This is a genomic window from Chlorobium sp., from assembly GCF_021740465.1.
Taxonomy (GTDB): domain Bacteria; phylum Bacteroidota; class Chlorobiia; order Chlorobiales; family Chlorobiaceae; genus Chlorobium.
The window spans coordinates 78,040-97,210 of sequence record NZ_JAIOZR010000005.1 but is presented as its reverse complement, the minus strand read 5'-3'; the positions used below and the strand labels follow the sequence as shown (position 1 = coordinate 97,210).

Annotated in this window: 17 protein-coding genes and 1 riboswitch; of the genes, 5 read left to right on the top strand and 12 right to left on the bottom strand. The window is 54.5% G+C overall.

Annotation, left to right across the window (positions count from 1 at the left end):
- Positions 1-164: 164 nt before the first annotated feature.
- Positions 165-1,130, bottom strand: coding sequence for a radical SAM protein (locus tag K9G39_RS03765; protein ID WP_292003600.1), 966 nt, complete (start codon positions 1,128-1,130; stop codon positions 165-167).
- Positions 1,131-1,135: 5 nt separating this feature from the next.
- The gene (locus K9G39_RS03760; protein ID WP_292003599.1) at positions 1,136-2,482 is read right to left on the bottom strand and encodes a BCD family MFS transporter; all 1,347 of its coding nucleotides are present in this window, start codon (positions 2,480-2,482) and stop codon (positions 1,136-1,138) included.
- Between the two features lie 185 nt (positions 2,483-2,667).
- A riboswitch (TPP riboswitch) is annotated at positions 2,668-2,789 on the top strand.
- 70 nt (positions 2,790-2,859) lie between these two features.
- Between K9G39_RS03760 and thiC the strand changes: the two genes are divergently transcribed.
- Positions 2,860-4,542 carry a phosphomethylpyrimidine synthase ThiC gene (gene thiC / locus K9G39_RS03755; RefSeq protein WP_292003598.1) on the top strand — a complete coding sequence of 561 codons (1,683 nt, stop codon included), beginning with the start codon at positions 2,860-2,862 and terminating at the stop codon, positions 4,540-4,542.
- Between the two features lie 161 nt (positions 4,543-4,703).
- Here thiC and tpiA read toward each other — a convergent pair whose 3' ends face one another.
- From tpiA to trpE, 5 genes are all read right to left on the bottom strand, one after another.
- Positions 4,704-5,459 (bottom strand): triose-phosphate isomerase, encoded by a 756-nt coding sequence (tpiA, locus tag K9G39_RS03750; protein ID WP_292003597.1) that lies wholly within the window; start codon positions 5,457-5,459, stop codon positions 4,704-4,706.
- 3 nt (positions 5,460-5,462) lie between these two features.
- Positions 5,463-5,687, bottom strand: a complete 225-nt coding sequence (locus K9G39_RS03745; RefSeq protein WP_292003596.1) for a hypothetical protein — start codon at positions 5,685-5,687, stop codon at positions 5,463-5,465.
- Positions 5,688-5,934: 247 nt separating this feature from the next.
- Positions 5,935-6,414 (bottom strand): transcription elongation factor GreA, encoded by a 480-nt coding sequence (gene greA / locus K9G39_RS03740; protein WP_292003595.1) that lies wholly within the window; start codon positions 6,412-6,414, stop codon positions 5,935-5,937.
- Positions 6,415-6,602: 188 nt separating this feature from the next.
- Complete coding sequence (locus tag K9G39_RS03735) at positions 6,603-8,132, bottom strand: DegQ family serine endoprotease (RefSeq protein ID WP_292003594.1); 1,530 nt, start codon at positions 8,130-8,132, stop codon at positions 6,603-6,605.
- A 54-nt stretch (positions 8,133-8,186) separates the two neighbouring features.
- The gene (trpE, locus tag K9G39_RS03730; protein WP_292003593.1) at positions 8,187-9,686 is read right to left on the bottom strand and encodes an anthranilate synthase component I; all 1,500 of its coding nucleotides are present in this window, start codon (positions 9,684-9,686) and stop codon (positions 8,187-8,189) included.
- A gap of 148 nt (positions 9,687-9,834) precedes the next feature.
- On the opposite strand from trpE, the gene K9G39_RS03725 reads away from it, so the two are divergent.
- Positions 9,835-10,257 (top strand): hypothetical protein, encoded by a 423-nt coding sequence (locus K9G39_RS03725; protein WP_292003592.1) that lies wholly within the window; start codon positions 9,835-9,837, stop codon positions 10,255-10,257.
- Here K9G39_RS03725 and lepB read toward each other — a convergent pair.
- The 4 genes from lepB to def form a co-directional block, all read right to left on the bottom strand.
- Entirely contained in the window at positions 10,251-11,081 is an 831-nt protein-coding gene (lepB, locus tag K9G39_RS03720) for a signal peptidase I (RefSeq protein ID WP_292003591.1), read from the bottom strand. The two genes, K9G39_RS03725 and lepB, sit on opposite strands and share 7 nt — an antisense overlap.
- Before the next feature lie 184 nt (positions 11,082-11,265).
- The gene (gene lepA / locus K9G39_RS03715) at positions 11,266-13,083 is read right to left on the bottom strand and encodes a translation elongation factor 4 (protein WP_292003590.1); all 1,818 of its coding nucleotides are present in this window, start codon (positions 13,081-13,083) and stop codon (positions 11,266-11,268) included.
- 74 nt (positions 13,084-13,157) lie between these two features.
- Positions 13,158-14,108: a methionyl-tRNA formyltransferase gene (fmt, locus tag K9G39_RS03710; protein WP_292003589.1), complete on the bottom strand. Its 951-nt coding sequence runs from the start codon at positions 14,106-14,108 to the stop codon at positions 13,158-13,160.
- Between the two features lie 37 nt (positions 14,109-14,145).
- A complete protein-coding gene (gene def, locus K9G39_RS03705) occupies positions 14,146-14,706 on the bottom strand; it encodes a peptide deformylase (RefSeq protein ID WP_292003588.1) in 561 nt (186 codons plus the stop codon).
- Between the two features lie 303 nt (positions 14,707-15,009).
- Here def and K9G39_RS03700 point away from each other — a divergent pair, with 303 nt between their 5' ends.
- The gene (locus K9G39_RS03700; RefSeq protein WP_292003587.1) at positions 15,010-15,501 is read left to right on the top strand and encodes a transcriptional repressor; all 492 of its coding nucleotides are present in this window, start codon (positions 15,010-15,012) and stop codon (positions 15,499-15,501) included.
- Between the two features lie 15 nt (positions 15,502-15,516).
- On the opposite strand, the gene K9G39_RS03695 is transcribed toward K9G39_RS03700, so the two are convergent.
- Positions 15,517-17,709, bottom strand: coding sequence for a cation:proton antiporter (locus K9G39_RS03695; RefSeq protein WP_292003586.1), 2,193 nt, complete (start codon positions 17,707-17,709; stop codon positions 15,517-15,519).
- Between the two features lie 228 nt (positions 17,710-17,937).
- Between K9G39_RS03695 and K9G39_RS03690 the strand changes: the two genes are divergently transcribed.
- Both K9G39_RS03690 and proB read left to right on the top strand, forming a co-directional pair.
- Positions 17,938-18,105, top strand: coding sequence for a hypothetical protein (locus K9G39_RS03690; protein WP_292003585.1), 168 nt, complete (start codon positions 17,938-17,940; stop codon positions 18,103-18,105).
- Positions 18,077-19,162: a glutamate 5-kinase gene (gene proB, locus K9G39_RS03685; RefSeq protein WP_292003584.1), complete on the top strand. Its 1,086-nt coding sequence runs from the start codon at positions 18,077-18,079 to the stop codon at positions 19,160-19,162. The genes K9G39_RS03690 and proB overlap by 29 nt, the downstream gene beginning before the upstream one ends.
- The last annotated feature ends 9 nt before the right edge of the window (positions 19,163-19,171 follow it).

Genomic DNA, 19,171 nt, shown 5'->3' with positions numbered 1-19,171 from the left:
ACCATACCGACACTTCCGGGAGGTCAGGAGGAAATAAAATTCACCATTACGCAGGGTGTATTACTGAGGGGTTACGGTGCCAACAGCTTGATTATACGGATAAAATCCGGTTTATCAAAACAGCCCAACGCCATGACATCTACCCTGTCAGAGGCGGGAACGTATCAGGCGGGGATCCAGAAAATCTCACCAGCCTGCTCGAGTGTTGCGAACCGGCCGCTGGCGAACAGCTCCTTCATGGTTCGCTCGACCTCTGCCCGGTCACCGAAAAAACGGGCAAGCAATGCGATTGAAAGCTCCTTTTCCTGAACCGGATGGCGTGAAACGATTGCAGTAACGGCTTCGAGCAAGTCAGCCGCACTACCGAGGTCCATACGGCCTTTTACCGGGTGCATGACCGGCGCCGCCGTCGAGAGGATGCTGACGGCACGCTCGATGCGCTCTTCGCCCGGCAGGGTAACCTGCTGGTCGGGCGCAGGACGTGTCGGAAGAACGAGATGCACCATATCGGGTGCGACCTGCTTCATGGCCTCGGCAAGTTCATGCAGGGCTTCATCGGAGTCGTTGAGGCCTCCGAGGAGCATGACCTCAACCCAGAGCCTTCCCTTGTACTCTTTGCGGAATTGCGCCAGACCGTCAAGGTGCTGCCGGAAGGAAAACCCCGGAGCGGGACGATCGATCTTTTCATAGAGAGCTTCCGATCCGGCGTTCAGGGAGGGCAGAACCGCATCGGCCTGCATAAGCTCGCGGCGGACTTCGGCGAGATGAAAAAGCGATCCGTTGGTGATCACTGCAACGGGAATCTCCGTCATCTTTTTTACCTCTTCGATCAAATGCCCGATCCCCTTGTACAGCAGGGTTTCACCGGATCCAACAAAGGTTATCCAGTCAATATGCGCGCCACTCTCGATAGATTGGCGGATTTCGGAAAGAATCTCCCCTGGCGGGTAAAACTCCCTGCGCAGGGTTGTATAGCGTTTCGTCCGGCCGAGCTGGCAGTAGACACAGTTCCAGGTACAGCTCTTCATGGGAACCAGGTCGACTCCGAGCGACTGGCCGAGCCTTTTCGAGGATACCGGCCCGAAGACATGGCTCAGTACCGACGGATCTTTTTTCCTGTCGAGAGGCATGGCGTTCAGGCCTCCCCTGCGGTCTGCATTTCGGCGATTTTCGCCTCGCTCTCTGCCTCGAACGCCTCTTTTGAAATATGCGGCAGCACGAGGCTTGAAACCGTAAAAGCGATGATTTCCATCACAAATATCGCCGCATAGGCCCACACATAGGTGCCCGAAAGATGGTAGACCACATCGCGGATGATGCCTGCCCCGAAATGGCCGAGAAATATCGCAAGACTCTGGGCGGTTCCCCACAGGCCGATATAGATACCGCTCCTTCCTGCCGTCATGGTCATCATCATGGAAATATTGGAAACACTGGCCGCACCCAGACCGATGCCGGTTACGACAAGGGCTATGCGCAGAAACTGTTCATCGCGCATGAAGCCGGCGGCAATAAGCATGGCGAAGCCGATAATGCCGAAAAAGTTGCCTATATGTGCACCGCGTTTCTGACCGATCCGGTTGAGGAGAAAACCGACAAGCAGCATGAAAACAAGCTGGGTACCGCCCATGGTAGGCCTGAAAAGCTTGGTTGTGGTGCCTACCGGCATACCGAACACATCACCGCCGAACGGGTCCATGACGATCTCGTTGGCGAAGAGCGCAAAAATGGAGATGAAGACGTAGAAGGCAAACTGCAGGGTTCTGGGAGATGAGGAGAGCAGCCTGATCGACTGGGAAAAGGTGATGGAGTGCTTGCTCTTGCCCGCCTTGACTTCGGCGTTGCGCTTCTCGACTCCCAACACCGCGAAAAGGCCGATGCAGAGGGCGATAAAGCCTCCCACCTCGGCAACGGCAATGAGGCGTTCGGGCGTAAAGACATCGAGATAGGAACCAACAATACGGGTTGCCACGATGGTGGTAAGCACCATCAGCGTCCAGCTCGCACCGGTAACCTTGCCGATATGCTCCTCCCCCACCGTATCGGCAAGCAGGGCGTAGTAGGCGGTGGTTGCCACCTGAAGGCCGAAGCCGAAAACAAGGAAAATCACGGCCAGCTTCAGGAGGCCGGTGTCGGTAATGACCGCAATGAACAGATCTGAAAAGGTTTTGCCGGCTATGCTCACCTCATAGGCGGCAGCCGGAGCGAAAATGAAAGAGAATACGCAGCTCAGGAGACCAAGCAGGATGTAGGGAGTGCGCTTGAGGCCGAAAATATGCGAACGGTCCGACATGTTGCCGGCCCATACCTTCACGCCGAAAATGGCAAGCAGTTCCTTGAGGCTTATGAGACCGAACACGATGGTCGAAGAGATCCCGAGATCCGTAGTCATGACACGGTTGAGGGTGTCGTGCAGAAATCCGAGCATGATGCCGAAACCCATCTGGAAAAGCGAAAGGCGAATCAGATTCAAGGTCTTCATAAAATAATCGATGATAACAGTTTCCGTCGGATAGCCGTCGTGAAGCCCTTAATTTACATAAATCCCCTTGCCGCACAAGCGACCTCGAGGGTGCTCCCCTTGTAAATCATGGGGTTTTTCTTTATCCTGCTGTCAGTATCGGATAACTCCGCTTTTCGCCTGCCAGGCGGTTTTTCCTGAGTTGTCCGTCATCTTGGGGGTGCTGCCAGTTCCTGGGCCCGGAAAGGGAAACCGGAAAGCGGCTGAGATCAAACCCTTGTAACTTGATGCAGGTAATGCTGCCGCAAGAAAAGATGAAGCTGATTTTCTTCCTGCAGACGCTTCTCTTTGCCTTCCGGGCTGTATGACTTGCCTTTTTCTACGTGTAACCCACAGCCATGAACACCTTTTCGGAAAACATCCACTGCCCGGAGCACCGCATGTACGGGAACGCTTCGGAAAAAACCTATACAAAAGGGTGCATCCATCCCATAGAAGTAGGCATGAGAACCCTCAGGCTCACGAACACCTACACATGCAGGGGAATGACCTTCTCCTCCATCCCGCTCTACGACACCAGCGGTCCATATTCCGATCCGGCCAAAACGGTAACCCCCGAAAAGGGACTGGATCCGGTTCGCGACAACTGGAACTTCAATCGGGAATACACGGAACCTGCGACCGACCGAAGCAACGGAACTTCAGCCGACAGGATGCCCATCCGGGCAAAGGAAGGGTGCTCACTCACGCAGCTCGCTTACGCGCGCAAGGGTGTCGTAACTCCTGAAATGGAGTACGTGTCGATCCGCGAGAACCAGCGACTCGAAGAGTGGATCGCCGCTTTCTCGATAGGGGGAAAAACCTTCGAACCTTTCACCCCGGAGTTCGTAATGCAGGAAATTGCTGCCGGCCGGGCAATCATTCCGGCCAACATCAACCACCCCGAACTCGAACCGATGATAATCGGTCGCAGTTTCAGGGTGAAAATCAACGCCAACATCGGCAACTCCGCCATGGGCTCCTCCATCGGGGAGGAGGTCGAAAAAGCTGTCTGGGCCTGCCGCTGGGGAGCGGATACCGTGATGGACCTGAGCACCGGAAGCAACATCCATCAGACAAGGGAGTGGATTCTGCGCAACTCGCCGGTGCCCATCGGCACCGTGCCGATGTACCAGGCTCTGGAAAAAGCCGGGGGTGTTGCAGAAAACCTCACCTGGGAGCTCTACCGCGATACGCTCGTCGAACAGGCCCTGCAGGGTGTGGATTACTTCACCATCCATGCCGGCATCCTCCGGGAGCACCTGCCCGCCGCCGACCGCCGCATGACCGGCATCGTTTCGCGCGGCGGAGCGATCATGGCCCGATGGTGCAAAGCCAACAACCGGGAGAACTTTCTGTACACCCATTTCGACGAAATCTGCCGGATACTGAAGAGCTACGACATAGCAGTATCGCTCGGCGACGCCCTCAGGCCGGGCTGTATCGCCGACGCCAACGACGAGGCGCAGTTCGGCGAACTGAAAGTGCTCGGTGAACTCACACTCCGGGCATGGGAGCACGACGTGCAGGTGATGATCGAAGGGCCGGGCCATGTGCCGCTCAATCTCGTGGAGGAGAACATGCAGAAGCAACTCGACCTGTGCCACGGAGCCCCTTTCTATACGCTCGGACCACTCACTACCGATATCGCGGCCGGCTACGACCACGTCAACTCGGCAATCGGCGGCACACTGATTGCCGCATACGGCTGTTCCATGCTCTGCTATGTCACCCCGAAAGAACACCTCGGCCTGCCGGATCGCAACGACGTGCGCGAAGGTGTTGTGGTGCACAGGGTGGCCGCGCATGCTGCCGATATCGCAAAGGGAAACCCAACGGCATGGCTGCAGGACGAACTGATGAGCCGAGCCCGGTACGCCTTCGCATGGGAAGACCAGTTCAACCTGTCGCTCGATCCGCTGAAGGCAAGGGAGCTGCACGCCGAAAGCATGGCCGCAAGCGGCCAGAAGGTCGAAAATCCTGATTTCTGCACCATGTGCGGCCCGGATTTCTGCTCGATGAAGCGCTCGCAGGCAAAATGAAAGGCGGGAATTCCCGCTCCTTCCGGAAACCCTCGCCCCGAGGCCGCCGTGCTCTTCGGCACTCCGGGAAATAAATCCCTGAAACAGCAGAAGGTGCCCTATCGGAGCACCTTCTGCTGTTTATCTCGTATTCACCACACGAAGCCGGAAAACCGTCGGCGTCAAGAGGCAGCTTTGACGATAGCCGCAAAATCCGCTGCGTTGAGGCTCGCTCCGCCGATAAGCCCTCCGTCGATGTCCGGCATGGCGAACAGCTCGGAGGCGTTCGAAGGTTTCACGCTGCCTCCGTACTGGATGCGCAGGCCGTCTGCGGCTTCCGCACCGTAAAGTTCGCTGACCGTCCTGCGGATAAGTGCATGGACTTCCTGCGCCTGATCGGAAGTTGCGGTTTTGCCGGTACCGATAGCCCATACCGGTTCGTAGGCGATCACCAGATCGCCGATGCCCGCAATGCCTGCAAGTCCGGCCCTGACCTGACGGGTCACCACGTCGCCGGTAATGCCGCTTTCACGCTCTTCAAGCGTTTCGCCTACGCAGAGAATGACCTTGAGCCCTTCCTGAAGCGCTTTCGATACCTTGCGGTTGACAACCTCGTCGGTCTCGCCGAAAAGCTGACGGCGCTCGGAATGGCCTATAATGACGTAGCTGCAGCCTGCGCCGAGAATCATCCTTGCCGATACTTCGCCGGTGAACGCACCGTCGTTTTCGTAATGGCAGTTCTGTGCGGCAAGAAAAAGCGGGCTTCCGGCAAGCAGTTTTCCTGTCTCGTAAAGAGCGGGATAGGTCGGCGCGAGGCCTGCCTCACAGCCCGAAAAGCCGTTTCCGAGTTCTGCGATAACCGCCGCAGCAAGCTCCACGGACTCGGCAATGGTGAGGTTCATTTTCCAGTTGCCGGCAACGATGTTTGTGCGCTTCATATGTTAATAATCTGTTTTTACCTCGCCGTAGATCTTGTCGATCTGTTCAAGGCTGAAGGTGTGTTTGCCTTTACGGGCGTCTTTCAGTTCGATTCCGCTGCTGCTGACGGAGGTTACCACCCCGTGCCAGACGCGCTGTTCTTTGGTGACAAGATTGATTTCCCGGTTCACAAGAGCCTGGTTCCCTCCGATCCGTGCCGGACGGTAGATGATTTGACGTTTACCCATAAGTAAGCGATGGTTGGTTGAACAAGCTTCTGAATATAACAAAAGCCCGGTTTTTCCCGAGCCATTATTTAACGACACTTCAGGACACGATACGCCTCAATTTTTTCCCGCATTATAGCTTTGCATTGAACCAAAAGCATGCTGATCGGCCCAGGCTGTTGTCATCAAAAAAAAAGCCCTGCACTCCGGAGCGGGAGTACAGGGCAATGTCCTGGAGGATATCCGGGCATGAAAGCCCGAAAACAGCTTATTTCACGAAAATATCGAGGATCTCGTAGTGCAGCTCGCCTTTGGGAACGGTGATGTGCACTTTATCGCCTACGGATTTGCCGATAAGCGAACGTCCGACCGGAGAGCGCACCGATATTTTTCCGAGATCGGAATCGGCCTCTTCGGACGAGACGAGCGTATATTCAACTGTCTCTTTCTCGTCCTGCAGGTTTTTCAGCTTCACCGAGGTCAGAATGTACACCTTGTCGGTCTTGATCTGCTTGGGATCGAGTATAGTTGCCGTAGAAAGCTTGTTTTCAAGGTCGGCTATACGAGCTTCGGTCTGCGACTGTTCCTCCCTTGCCGCATCGTACTCCGCATTTTCGCTCAGATCGCCATGAGAGCGGGCTTCAGCAATCTTCTCCAGAACCTCCTTTCTGGTTTGATGAACCAACACATACAGCTCATCCTTGAGCCGGTTGTATCCATCTCGGGTCAGGTAAATTCTGTCACTCATGTTGTGTGCTCTTAATGGTTAGCGATAAACGGATCGGTTAGAAGCTCACTTCCTGCAGATCACCATGAAGCCGTTTCAGGAGGAGCCGGAAGGTCAGATGGCAACAAAAAAAGTAAAGTCAGCTGCCTCTGCGGCTGACTTTACTCCCTTTCAATGTACAACACTAAACTCTTCAGGACAAGAAACTTTTACACATTGAAGGCAAAATACACCTTGCTGCCCCGACGGTCGACGAGCAGAAAAACAAGGTCGCCGCTTTTGACTTTACGCAGAAGCGCAGCATACTGCGCGTAGGATGTTACGGGCTGTTTGTTGAACGACACGATAACATCACCGGCACGCAGGCCTGCACTGAATGCGCTGCTCGACTGATCGACGGCGGTGACCACAACCTTGCCTGTCGAACCCTGCAGCTTGAACTGCCCGGCAAGCTGAGGGGTCAGTTCCGCCGCGCGGATACCGAACGCTTCGGAAGCCGGCTGCTGCTGCGAAGGGGCAGGCACCGGCGCTGCCGCCGCGGAGGGCTGCTCCTCGAGCCGGACGTTGAACACCCGCACTTCGCCGTCGCGAAGAATCCTGATTTTGGCCATGGAACCCGGAGAGAGACCGGCGATGGCGTTGCGAAGCTCGACACTCGACAGGGCCTTCCGGTCGTTGAAATCGAGAATCACGTCGCCGGTACGGAGGCCCGCCTTTGCAGCGGGACTGCCCGACACGACGGTGCCGACAAGTACGCCCTCACTGCTCTTGAGCTGCATGCCCCGTGCGATGTTCTCGTCGATATCCTGAATGCTGATGCCGAGGTAGCCGCGGGTAACCTTGCCTTTGGTGATGAGCGAGGTCAGCACCTTCTGGGCCATATTCGAGGGAACCGCGAACCCGATACCTTCGAACCCGCCGGTACGGCTGGCGATCGCCGTGTTGATACCCACCAGCTCGCCGTTGATGTTCACCAGCGGACCTCCGGAGTTGCCGGGGTTGATGGCAGCATCGGTCTGGATGAAGTCTTCATAGTCCGCAAGACCTACGTTGGAACGCCCGATAGCGCTCACGATGCCCTGGGTTACGGTTCGGGCAAGGCTTTCGCCGAGCGGACTGCCTATGGCGATCACCCACTCCCCTACCCTCAGCTTGTCGCTGTTGCCGATAAGTATGGGTTTAAGCCCCCGTTCGTTCACCTTGATGACGGCAAGGTCGGTCTTGGGATCGGTGCCGATGACTTTAGCCACGATCTTCCGGTTGTCGGAAGTGCGGATGTAGATGGCGTCGGCTTTGTCGATTACGTGATTATTGGTAAGGATATAGCCGTCGGAAGTGACGATCACTCCGGACCCCAGTCCGCGCTGTACCTCCTTGCGCGAGTTCCGGCCTCCGTCCTTCGGCGAACCGAAAAACTCGTCGAAAAAAGGATCACGGCCGAAAAACTCGAAAGGACTGATGACCCTCCGGTTCACGGTCTTTTCGGTAAAAATGGTCACAACAGAAGGCGTTGCGGATTCGGCGATCTGCACAAATGCCTCGTTGAAATCCCTGAGCGTCTCTATCGGTGAATTTTCGAAGTTGTTTTTCGCCGTGGCATAGTTCGGTTTGCTGCTGAGCCTGAAACTGGTATCGGGCCCGGAAAAACTGAACTCGATGTTGGCGAAGACAAGGCCTCCCACGGCTATTCCGAGCAGGAGCAGCAGCAGGTATTTCACTCTGTTTCCTCTTTTTTTCATGGTTAGTGTATTATTTCTTCGTTTGTTAAGGCAATTCTCCCGGATCAGTACAAATCAACGGACACCATCTGGAGCTTCGATATTCTCTACCGCCGTCAGTCCGGCCCGCATCTTGCTCATGGTCTCTTCATATTCGCTTTCGGGTTTCGAATCAGCTACGATTCCTCCGGCAGCCTGAAAATAGATGGTGCCGTTCCTGACGACCATGGTCCGTATCGTTATGGCTGTTGTGAGATTCCCCTTGAAATCCAGATAACCTACCGCACCGCCGTATATGCCGCGTTTCTCCTCTTCCAGTTCGTAGATGATCTCCATGGCACGCACTTTCGGAGCCCCGGTCAGCGTGCCTGCCGGAAAGCACGACCAGAAGGCGTCCATGGTTCCCAGATCGTCACGGAGCTCGCCGCGCACATTGCTGACGATGTGCATGACGTGAGAGTATTTTTCGATGATCATCATCTCGTTGGTCTCGACCGTGCCGACCTTTGCGATGCGACCGATATCGTTGCGGCTCAAATCGATCAGCATGAGATGCTCGGCGCACTCCTTCTCGTCGGCAAGCAGCTCTGTGGCTATACGGGCATCCTCCTCGAAGGTGCTCCCGCGTTTTCTTGTCCCGGCGATGGGCCGGGTATCGACGATGCGGCGTCCGCCCTCGTCGCGCTGGACCTTTACAAGCAGTTCGGGAGACGAACCCACGATCTGCGCATCGGGAAGATCGAAATAGTAGAGATACGGAGATGGATTGACCGTCCTGAGCATCCGGTAGACGTCGAAAGGACGGGTGGTGAGCGGACGGCGCAGACGCTGGGAGATCTGCACCTGAAAAATGTCCCCCTGGAGGATGTACTCCTTTGCTTTTTCAACCTTGCCGAGATATGCATCCCTTGTGGTATTGGAAACCACCTCTGCAGGGCGCTCCGGCTTCAGCACCACCTCGTCACGACTCAGCGGACGCAGCATCTGTTCGGCAATGGCCTCAAGACGCGCTTCGGCCTCGGCCCTGTCGCTTTCGTCGATATAGTTGGTCGTGATGAATACCTTTCTCATGATGTTGTCAAACACCACGAGCGTGTCGCAGAAAAGCAGCACGATATCGGCCATGCCTGCGGGGTCCGGCATGACAGGCTCGGGTATGCGTTCGACCAGATGCATGGCATCGTAGCTGAAATAACCGAAAACGCCGGAAGTGATCATGCGGGGTGAGCCGTTCTTGCTCCCCGGCAATTCAAGGGTATCGAACTCCCCCAGACAGCGGTCGATGACCTTGCGCAGATTGCGCTCTTCGGCGGCGATGGACTTCAGGGTGCTGAAGCGGTCATTGAACACCTCAAGCGAAACATCTCCTCCTACAGACCCACTGAGAACAGCCACGGGATCGATGGCGATATAGGAAAACCGGGCAAGACGCTCTTCTCCTTCCACCGACTCGAGAAGGCATGAATAGGGCCGCTGCAGTTTGAGATAGACTGAAACAGGGGTCTCGGTATCGGCATGAACCTCCCTGATAAGCGGCTTGAAAACAAACGAGGGAATCCGGGGCTGCACTGACATAAAAAAGAGTACGGGTTTGATAAAAGGGTTCTTCGGAGCGATCTACACAGCAAACAGGGTTGCCTGTAATAAAGAGAAAAAAATTGTATCATGGAATAGTAATACCGGTACGCTTCATGTTCCGTGCCGATGCCACCGAACCTTGACCATGATCCTCCGTTCACCTGAAAATAACGTCAATCCGCGATCCTGGATAAAGGCATTGCTCCTCTCTCCGGGTATGCTGTTCCTGTTCGGATACGTCGGCATCTACAGCGCCGCATCGATCCGGATGAATGGGTCCTTCAGGGAGCTTCTCCAGCAGCAGTATCCCGGCTCCAGCGGAAACACCCACACCCTCACCATCGGCTCGATCGAACCTGAGTTCGCAATGAACGCCATAACACTCAGCCAGGTCGAGATGACCCCGACAGAAAACTGTCCGGAAAACCTGCGGCGTCACATAAGCATAAAAAAACTCGCCCTCGCCTTTCCGGAACTTGAAAAAACGCTGTTCAGCCGCCGGAAGCTTCAGGAATCAACCGCTCTCGTCTGCAGGAAAATCCGGAAGATGGAAACAACGGTTCAATGAACCATCAGGCCGATTCGCTGCCATCTTGCCGAAAAAATCTTACCCAACGGGTCGAACAGCAGTGGAATACCAGGGTCCCACGACCAGTAAACCATCATTGCCTCACCCACAATGTCCCGTTCCGGCAGAAAACCCCAGTAACGACTGTCGAGGCTGTTGTCGCGGTTATCTCCCATGGCAAAATAATAGTTGTCCTGAACGGTATACTGTTTTACCGGAACGCCGTCCACATAGACCTGAACCCCCATAAGAGAAATATCATGCCCTTCATCGGCCACAAGGGAGCTGTAAAGCTGGTAGGTTTCTGCATTGAGAACTATCACGTCACCCTTGCGGGGTATGCGCAATGGGCCGTAATTATCCTTGTTGAAACTCGAATATTTAGGAAAGATCTGGAAATCGGCGGCTGCGGGCGGCACCTTCTGGCCGATGAACTGAGCATGCTCCGGAAGCGGAAACGCCTTGCCGTTCACATAGAGCTGCTGCTCCCTGATTTCGAGCGTATCGCCGCTGACGGCGATACAGCGCTTGATGTAGTTCAGCGAGCGGTCCTTGGGAAACTTGAAGACGATGACATCCCCCCTGTCGACGCTCTCTACAGCCGGAAGCCGGAAGCCCGCAAGCGGCACTCTGGCTCCATAAACATATTTGTTCACAAAAAGAAAATCGCCGGCAAGCAGCGTATTTTCCATCGAACCTGTTGGAATCCTGTATGATTCGACAACAAATATTCTCAGCACCGTTGCAAAAATCGCTGCTATCACGAGAGCTTCAAACCACTCTCTCGAATGTTTTTTAGCCGGTTTTTCATGTTGACTGCTCAAAACGAACAATGGTTATATTGTTTTGTATGATAGACTTTCACGTCCTTTTCCCCGTAATAAAACAACCTCTCGAATATATGACGTTCTTTTTTTTTCGTTCCGGCGATTTTTCACCGGGAACCCTGAGTGTATTCCGACCACCCGTCTCCTGCCTACCGGCTACTGACTACCGGCTACTGATTCCTCACTCGTCGATATTGAGAATGGCAAGGAATGCCTCCTGCGGCACCTCGACCCTTCCTACCTGCTTCATGCGCTTCTTGCCCTCTTTCTGTTTTTCAAGCAGCTTGCGCTTGCGACTGATGTCACCGCCGTAACATTTCGCCAGCACGTTCTTGCGCATGGCCGAAATGGTCTCCCGTGAAATCACCCTGCTGCCGATCGCCGCCTGGATGGCAACTTCATACATCTGTTTTGGAATGATACCCTTCAGTTTCTGGCAAAGCTTGCGGCCCCATTCATAGGCCTTGGAACGGTGCACGATGATGGAGAGCGCATCGACCGGTTCGCCATTAAGCAGCACATCGAGCTTTACGAGATCAGACTCCCGGTAGCCGATGTACTCGTAGTCCATCGAAGCGTACCCCTTGGAAATGGACTTGAGGCGATCATGAAAATCGAAGACGATTTCGGCAAGGGGAAACTCGAAATGCATGTTCACCCTGGTGCTGTCGAGGTAGTCGGTATTTCTGTATTCACCGCGCCTCTCCATGCCAAGCTTCATGATGTTGCCGATATACTCGGAAAGCGTGATGATCTGCATGCTCACATAGGGCTCTTCGACATGGCTTATCTTGGCCGTATCCGGCATTTTCGACGGGTTATCGACCTCAATGACATCGGAATTGGTCAGAACAACCCGGTATTCAACATTGGGAACCGTCGTGATGATGTTAACCCCATACTCTCGTTCAAGGCGCTCCTGAATGATCTCCATATGGAGCAGACCGAGAAAACCGCACCGGAAACCGAAACCCAGCGCAACTGAGGTTTCGGGAGTGTAGACCAGAGAAGCGTCATTCAGCGAGAGCTTTTCGAGCGATTCGCGAAGGTCCTCGAACTCGTTCGAGTTGATGGGATAGAGGCCGCTGTAAACCATGGGCTTGACATCCTTGTAGCCGGAAAGCCGTTCGGCTGCAGGAGCGTCGGCATGCGTTACCGTATCGCCGACCTTGGCATCCTTGACATCCTTGATCGAGCAGATCAGGTAACCTACATTACCTGCGGCAAGCCTTTCTTTCGGCTGGCGCTTCAGGCTCATCGTACCGATCTCATCGGCAGTATAGAGATGGTCGTTGGCGAAAAAGCGAACCCGGTCGCCCCGGTTCAGCACACCGTCAACGATTCTGAGATAGACCACCGCGCCGCGATAGGCGTCGAAGACCGAATCGAAAATCAGCGCCCTGAGAGGAAGATCCTTGTTGTCTTTCGGAGCGGGAATCCTGGCGATGATAGCGTCCATCAGCTCATCGACGCCGGTTCCTGCCTTGGCGGATACCTGAAGGATATCCTCCCGATCGATACCGATCAGGTCGATGATCTGGGAGGCGACCCCTTCGACATCGGAAGAGGGCAGATCTATTTTATTGATGACCGGTATGATTTCAAGCCCGGCATCGATGGCAAGGTAGAGGTTGGCGATGGTCTGGGCTTCGACACCCTGCGTCGCGTCCACGATAAGCAGAGCACCTTCGCAGGCTGCCAGGGAACGGGAAACTTCGTAGCTGAAGTCCACGTGCCCCGGCGTGTCGATAAGGTTCAGAATGTACTCCTGGCCGTCCCGGGCATTGTACTTCATCTGAACGGCATGGCTTTTGATCGTGATGCCGCGCTCCTTTTCCAGATCCATATCGTCGAGCACCTGTGCCGAGCCCATCTGGGTGCGGTCGAGCGTATGGGTCACCTCAAGCAGTCGGTCGGCAAGGGTCGATTTGCCGTGGTCGATATGTGCTATAATACAGAAGTTGCGCGTGCGGCTAACTTCCGAAGAAGACAGGGACATAAAAAAGAGCGTTTAATTTCAGTCCTCGATATTCCAAGGTGGAGAATATAAGAAATAAAGCGGTGGGATGGCAATCATGAGAGCACGAGAGGTACCGGGTACTCTTCGGGACGGAAACCTCGCAGAAATTCGGCCGCTTCCATCATTTTTTTACCTTCGAGTTGCAGCAGCTCCAGACGGATCCATCCATCGGCGGTACGGACAAGAAACCGTCCTTCGTGAATCAGCACACCACCCTGCCCGACATCCTCAGAAGGCGACGGTCCGGAGCAGGGTTGGGCCCTGTAGATTTTCAGGGTTCTGCCACCAAGCGTCGTCCATGCCGCGGGCTTCATGGCCAGGCCCCGGATAAAATCGCAGAGCTCTCCGGAAGCGGAGCTCCAGCGGATGCGGGTATTCTCCCTGGTGAGCTTCGGAGCCCTTGAGGCAAAACGATCATCCTGCCGCTGGAGCTCCACACGGCCTCCGGCAATCTGGCGAAGGGTTTCCAGAACGAGTGAAGCACCGGCAACCGAGAGCTTTGCCGCAAGGGTGGACGCATTGTCTTCCCCGGCGACCGGAATTTTCTTCATAAGGATCATGTTTCCGGTATCGACCCTCTCCTGCAGAAAAAACGTGGTCACGCCGGTCTCCTTTTCTCCCCTGATGATCGCCCAGTTGATCGGGGCAGCTCCCCTGTAAGCCGGAAGCAGCGACGCATGCAGATTGAAGGCCCCCTGAGAGGCGAGAGTGTAGAGAGCGGGAGGAAGAATGCGGAACGCAGCCACGACAATCACATCCGGCCTGGCTGCTGCTACTGCAGCGGCCAGTTCGGAGCTCGATGGGTCATCGGTCGCATAAACCGGAAGACCGAGCCGCAGGGCAGCTTTCTTTACCGGAGTGGGCTCCTCCGGCGCATTTTTTTTGCGGCGGGGCTTGTCGGAGCCGGTAACAACAAGCACGATATCAAAATCCTGCTGTTCCGATGCGATACTCTCCAGCGAAGGAACCGCAAAATCCGGGGTTCCCATGAACACGATTCTCATGAACGGTCGGGGGATAATAAAATTAATGATGCATTCCTCATACCTGACCGATGTGAAGCGAAGTCGGCACAACCGGATAGGAAGCGCTGAAGCGCCCTTCGGCAAGCGCATCGAGCTCTTTCTGCACTTTTCTCCGATCCCTTCTCTGCAGGCGGTCTACAAACAGCCGCCCGTCGAGATGATCGATCTCATGCTGCAGCACCCTTGCCAGCATGCCGGAGAACTCACCGGTGCGCTCTTCGAAATGTTCATCCCTCCAGGAAAGGTTGATAGCGGCAGGCCTGACCACATCCCCCTGCACGCCCGGAAGACTCAGGCACCCCTCCTCCATGGCCCTGTATCCCCTGGAGTCCAGAATGCCGGGGTTGATCACCACCATCGGCTTTACATTTTCATACTCCCTGATACAGGAAATATCGACTATGAGAAGGCGAAGGGAACGGCCAACCTGCGGAGCGGCAAGCCCGATGCCGGGAGCGTTGTACATGGTTTCGAACATGTTGCCGAGCAGCTCCTCTATATCTGCGTCAACGCCCTCCAGAGAAACGGCCTGCCGGCGAAGAACCTCGTCGCTGTATATGTTGATAGGTACTATCATAATACGTTATCATGAAATATTCAGTCACAATGCACACTTCCGGAACCGCTTCGAAAAACAAAAAGTTGCGGGCGTCCCTGCGGAAGGGAAATAATCATTTTCAGAGCTAAAAACCGCTTGTTGCGCGCCACTTTTCATCCTGCAGGTACGGAGATGCTGACATTCCATACAAAATTTGTAAATTTATCGAATAAAGCGTAAAAAACCTGATCCCAACAGGGATACCATCTATGATAAGCGCCTTTCCGGAGACTCCAGGCTGAAGATGCAGCAATTCATTATAAATCGCACCTTGATTATTCGATGACGAGACAACCATTACCGAGCCGGAAGGAAGCAAACGAAAAACTCCTGCAGGCTGAAAGCCTCTTCAAGGCGTATATGAAAGAACACGAAATGCGCTGTACCAACGAGCGCATTATCGTTCTCAGGGAGATCTACAAGTCGAGCAACCACCTCGATGCCGACGAAATATTTGTCCGTCTGAAAAAGAAGGGAATGAGCATATCGAGAGCCACGGTCTACCATACCCTTGACCTGCTCTTCAAATGCCATCTGGTAACCAAGATCGACCTCGGCCACAAACACACGCACTACGAAAAATCACATGGCGTGGCCAACCACCTGCACATTATCTGTGAACATTGCGGCAAGGTAGTGGAGGTAACCAGCAACGAACTGGCGGCAATGCTCGAAGAGCTGTGCCTCGGCAACGGTTTTGCACTCGAAAGCTTCAGCCTTCAGGTTTTCGGAAAATGCATGGATCCGGATTGCGAAAACAAACCGAAAACGTAATCCCTTCCCGATCACTCACTCCGGAGGATTGCGACGAAACGATATTTTCTTCAGCGGGATTCTCTTCAGTACTTTTTCCATCTGTGAACGCACAGGAACGACGCTGAACTGAATGCGTTTCGGCAGCCTGATTTCCGGAAACTCGATCAGCTCCTCCTCTCCACCGGTCTGAACCGGATAGATCAGTATAAAGCTGTTCCTTTCGAAATATCGGCCGAGATAGCCCGGTATTTTTGACATTCTCGAGTGCCAGGAGCGGTGGTTCCTGCGGCTCATCACCACAACAAGGTTGTCATCGGCTCGTATCTCTTTGGCAAGCCCCGAAAAATCGTCGAGGTTCCGGAATATTTTGTACTCCGAATTGGGAAAACGCGTGCCATGATGCTCCTTCAGGTAACCGAGCGTCTGCGGTGACCCGTAAAAAAGCAGTTTCGAACCGGTATTGTCCACCATGCTCGAGAGCCGGTCGATCCACAACAGGAATCCCTCCTCACTTTCGGCGCCCTGGGGTATGACCGCAATGGTTCGCCTGATGGTTGCAAGCGGTTGAGCCGGTTTGTATATGAAGGTCGTGACGTTACATGCGACAAGGAGCTCTTCCGAAAGGCTGCCGAGAAACGAATCGGCAAGGCTGGTCTTGTGATGGAGGCCGAGAATGAGGTCGGTGATCTTCTGCTCCCTGACAACCCCGGCGATGCCGTTGGCGACGCTGCTGTCGTAACGGAACAGTCCTGTGAGCTGATTGTCGGTCGAAGCAGCCGTCATCACGGCCTTTTCGAGGACTTTTTCCGCATGTTTTTCGACCGGTCCGCCAGAAACGGCACTGTCGGCGACATGGAGAGCGAAAAGTCCGTCAAGGTTCTGTCGCGATTTTATGGTGACTCCAAGATTGACAAGCTCTTCGACCGTCTTGATGTCGTTCATGGGAATGAGAATTCTTTCGGCGCTCACCTTCAGGCCTTCCCCGGCACGGAAATCGCCGGTTTCGGCTGCCGCGATGTTCTGCGCCCCTTTTTCACCCACAATGGTCGCCAGGGTGCAGGTGACAAGGATGAAAAGGATCGTACCGTTGAGAACGCTCTCGTCGAGCAGCCTTACCGGAGTACCGTCGAGTGTATAACCGGTGACGATATTGTAGCCGATCAGTACCGTTGCGAGGGCTACGGCCGCATGGGCGCTGATGAGGCCGAAAATCAGCCTCCTCTGATCCAGAGAAAACCCGTAAATTTTCTGGGTAATCCATGCGGAAACATACTTGGCAAGGGTGGCGGCAACGGTGATGACCAGGGCGACCCTGATGGTGGCGACATCCTTGAAAAACGCCCTGAAATCGATCAGCATGCCCACTCCGATAAGAAAAAAAGGAATGAAGATGGCGTCACCGACAAACCGGATCCTGTTCATGAGGGGCGAAGTGTGTGCTATGAGCCTGTTCAGGGCGAGTCCGCCGAGAAATGCGCCGATAATGGGTTCGACACCCGCGGCTTCGGCAAGAAAGGCCGCGAGAAAAACCATGCCGAGTACAAAAAGGTACTGCAGGACGCTGTCGTCGAAACGCTTGAAAAACCAGCGGGTCAGAACAGGGAACAGCAAAAGGACGATAAGACTGAAAACCATGATGCCGATAACGAGCCTTATCCAGAAAACGGACGACAGCTCCCCGTCCGAACTTCCGGCTATGACGGCAAGCACAAGAAGGGCAAGCGTATCGGTGATCATGGTACCGCCTACGGCAATATTGACCGCCTTGTCCTTGGCGATGCCGAGACGGCTGACGACCGGATAGACGATAAGCGTATGGGACGCGAAAATACTGCCTATAAGCACCGAGGAGAGCAGGGAAAAATGCAGAAAGTAGAGAGCGACGAAAATACCGAGCAGCTGCGAAATGAGAAAGGTATAGAGCCCGAACAGGATACTCTTTCCGCTGTTTTTCTTGAAATCGGCTACGTCGATCTCGAGACCGGCAAGAAACATGATATAGAGCAGTCCCACGGTGCCGAACAGCACGATGCTGCTGTCGCGGAGCATCAGGTTCATGCCGTGCGGCCCGACAACAGCTCCGGCGATGATCAGGCTGATCAGGCTGGGAATTCTCAGACGCTTGAAAAAAAACGGAACGAAAAGAATGATGAACAGGATCAGCGAAAACTGCAGAACAGGATTCTTGAGTGGCAGGACAATTTCCGTAAGGCCGGCTAACAACATGGCTTCAGCGGTCTTATTGACAAATGGTGCAGCATTTGAAACGCACCTGTTTAAGGGAAGATAGGCATAACTCGGGCGAAGAAAAACCGGCGAAGCGGAATGAAGCGTCCGGTACGGTGTTTTTGAGCCAAAACGACGGGCACTTTATATATCTTCTTTACGGCATCGGGATTGACCTTTGCCGAACGGGCCGGACCAAGGCCAGCTTCATGAGCCGGCCCGAAGGGGATGGAAAAGGAATATTTCCCGATTTTCATTATTATCGGCACAGGAGCCGCAAATTCCGGAAAGGGAGATGCGCTCTCCACCTTGTCAACTGCCGCAAACGATGGTTCGATTGCAGCGGCCAACTGTTTTCAAGACCTGTATGAAGCACCTGCATCCTGTTTACAATAAAATAGTCATCAAGGTCGGGACGAACGTCATCACCGACAGGGAAGGCCATCTCGATCTCCATGTTCTTGAACAGCTTACAGCTCAGATAGCGGAGCTGCACCGGCAGGGGGTACAGGTAATCCTTGTCTCCTCAGGCGCAGTCGGTGCCGGACGCTCGATCGTGCAGCTGAGCGGCAACCTCCCTCCCGTTGCGGCCCGTCAGGTTCTGGCGGCTACGGGCCAGATCAGGCTGATCGATACGTATACAAAACTTTTTGCAGCCCACGGGCTGGTTACGGCACAGATTCTCGTCACCAAGGGTGATTTCAGCGACCGGCTGCACTACCTGAACATGAGAACCTGTTTCTCCGCCCTGCTGCAGCAGAAAATCGTTCCCGTAGTGAACGAAAACGATGCCGTATCGGTAACGGAACTGATGTTTACCGACAATGACGAACTTTCGGGACTTATTGCCTCGATGATGGATGTGGACGGATACATCATCCTCTCCCATGTAGACGGACTGTTCGACCTCAAGACCGGAAACGGATCGATCATAAGGGAAATTCCGCCCTCCACGAAACATTTCCACCAGTACATCAATCCCGGAAAATCCGAATTCGGCCGCGGGGGCATGCTGACGAAATGCCATATCGCCCAGAAACTCTCCCGTCTCGGCATTACCGTTCATATCGCCAACGGCAAGACACCCGGCATTCTGCGCTCCATTCTGGAGGGTGAAAGCCCCGGCACGACATTCCTGCCGGAAAAACCGACCTACGGGCCGAAGCGCTGGATAGCGCACACCGAAGGCATGGAGAAGGGCGAGGTAGTCGTCAACGAAGGGGCGCGCAACGCGCTGACGGCAGCTGAGCGGGCAAACAGTCTGCTTCCTGTCGGAATAGAATCGGTGCAGGGAACATTTCTGAAAGGGGACATTATCAGGATATCGGCGACAGACGGCACGGTGATCGGATACGGACTGGCACAGTACAGTGCGGAAAAAACCCGTATGCTGATCGGGCAGAAAGGCCAGAAACCGTTGATCCACTATGATTATCTGTATATTATCCAGTAACCCCTGCCC

Bases quoted from the DNA above. Each gene is read 5' to 3' on its own strand.
- K9G39_RS03765 (WP_292003600.1), bottom strand. From the start codon at position 1,130: ATGCCTCTCGACAGGAAAAAAGATCCGTCGGTACTGAGCCATGTCTTC.
- K9G39_RS03760 (WP_292003599.1), bottom strand. From the start codon at position 2,482: ATGAAGACCTTGAATCTGATTCGCCTTTCGCTTTTCCAGATGGGTTTC.
- thiC (WP_292003598.1), top strand. From the start codon at position 2,860: ATGAACACCTTTTCGGAAAACATCCACTGCCCGGAGCACCGCATGTAC.
- tpiA (WP_292003597.1), bottom strand. From the start codon at position 5,459: ATGAAGCGCACAAACATCGTTGCCGGCAACTGGAAAATGAACCTCACC.
- K9G39_RS03745 (WP_292003596.1), bottom strand. From the start codon at position 5,687: ATGGGTAAACGTCAAATCATCTACCGTCCGGCACGGATCGGAGGGAAC.
- greA (WP_292003595.1), bottom strand. From the start codon at position 6,414: ATGAGTGACAGAATTTACCTGACCCGAGATGGATACAACCGGCTCAAG.
- K9G39_RS03735 (WP_292003594.1), bottom strand. From the start codon at position 8,132: ATGAAAAAAAGAGGAAACAGAGTGAAATACCTGCTGCTGCTCCTGCTC.
- trpE (WP_292003593.1), bottom strand. From the start codon at position 9,686: ATGTCAGTGCAGCCCCGGATTCCCTCGTTTGTTTTCAAGCCGCTTATC.
- K9G39_RS03725 (WP_292003592.1), top strand. From the start codon at position 9,835: ATGATCCTCCGTTCACCTGAAAATAACGTCAATCCGCGATCCTGGATA.
- lepA (WP_292003590.1), bottom strand. From the start codon at position 13,083: ATGTCCCTGTCTTCTTCGGAAGTTAGCCGCACGCGCAACTTCTGTATT.
- fmt (WP_292003589.1), bottom strand. From the start codon at position 14,108: ATGAGAATCGTGTTCATGGGAACCCCGGATTTTGCGGTTCCTTCGCTG.
- def (WP_292003588.1), bottom strand. From the start codon at position 14,706: ATGATAGTACCTATCAACATATACAGCGACGAGGTTCTTCGCCGGCAG.
- K9G39_RS03700 (WP_292003587.1), top strand. From the start codon at position 15,010: ATGACGAGACAACCATTACCGAGCCGGAAGGAAGCAAACGAAAAACTC.
- K9G39_RS03695 (WP_292003586.1), bottom strand. From the start codon at position 17,709: ATGTTGTTAGCCGGCCTTACGGAAATTGTCCTGCCACTCAAGAATCCT.
- K9G39_RS03690 (WP_292003585.1), top strand. From the start codon at position 17,938: ATGGAAAAGGAATATTTCCCGATTTTCATTATTATCGGCACAGGAGCC.
- proB (WP_292003584.1), top strand. From the start codon at position 18,077: ATGAAGCACCTGCATCCTGTTTACAATAAAATAGTCATCAAGGTCGGG.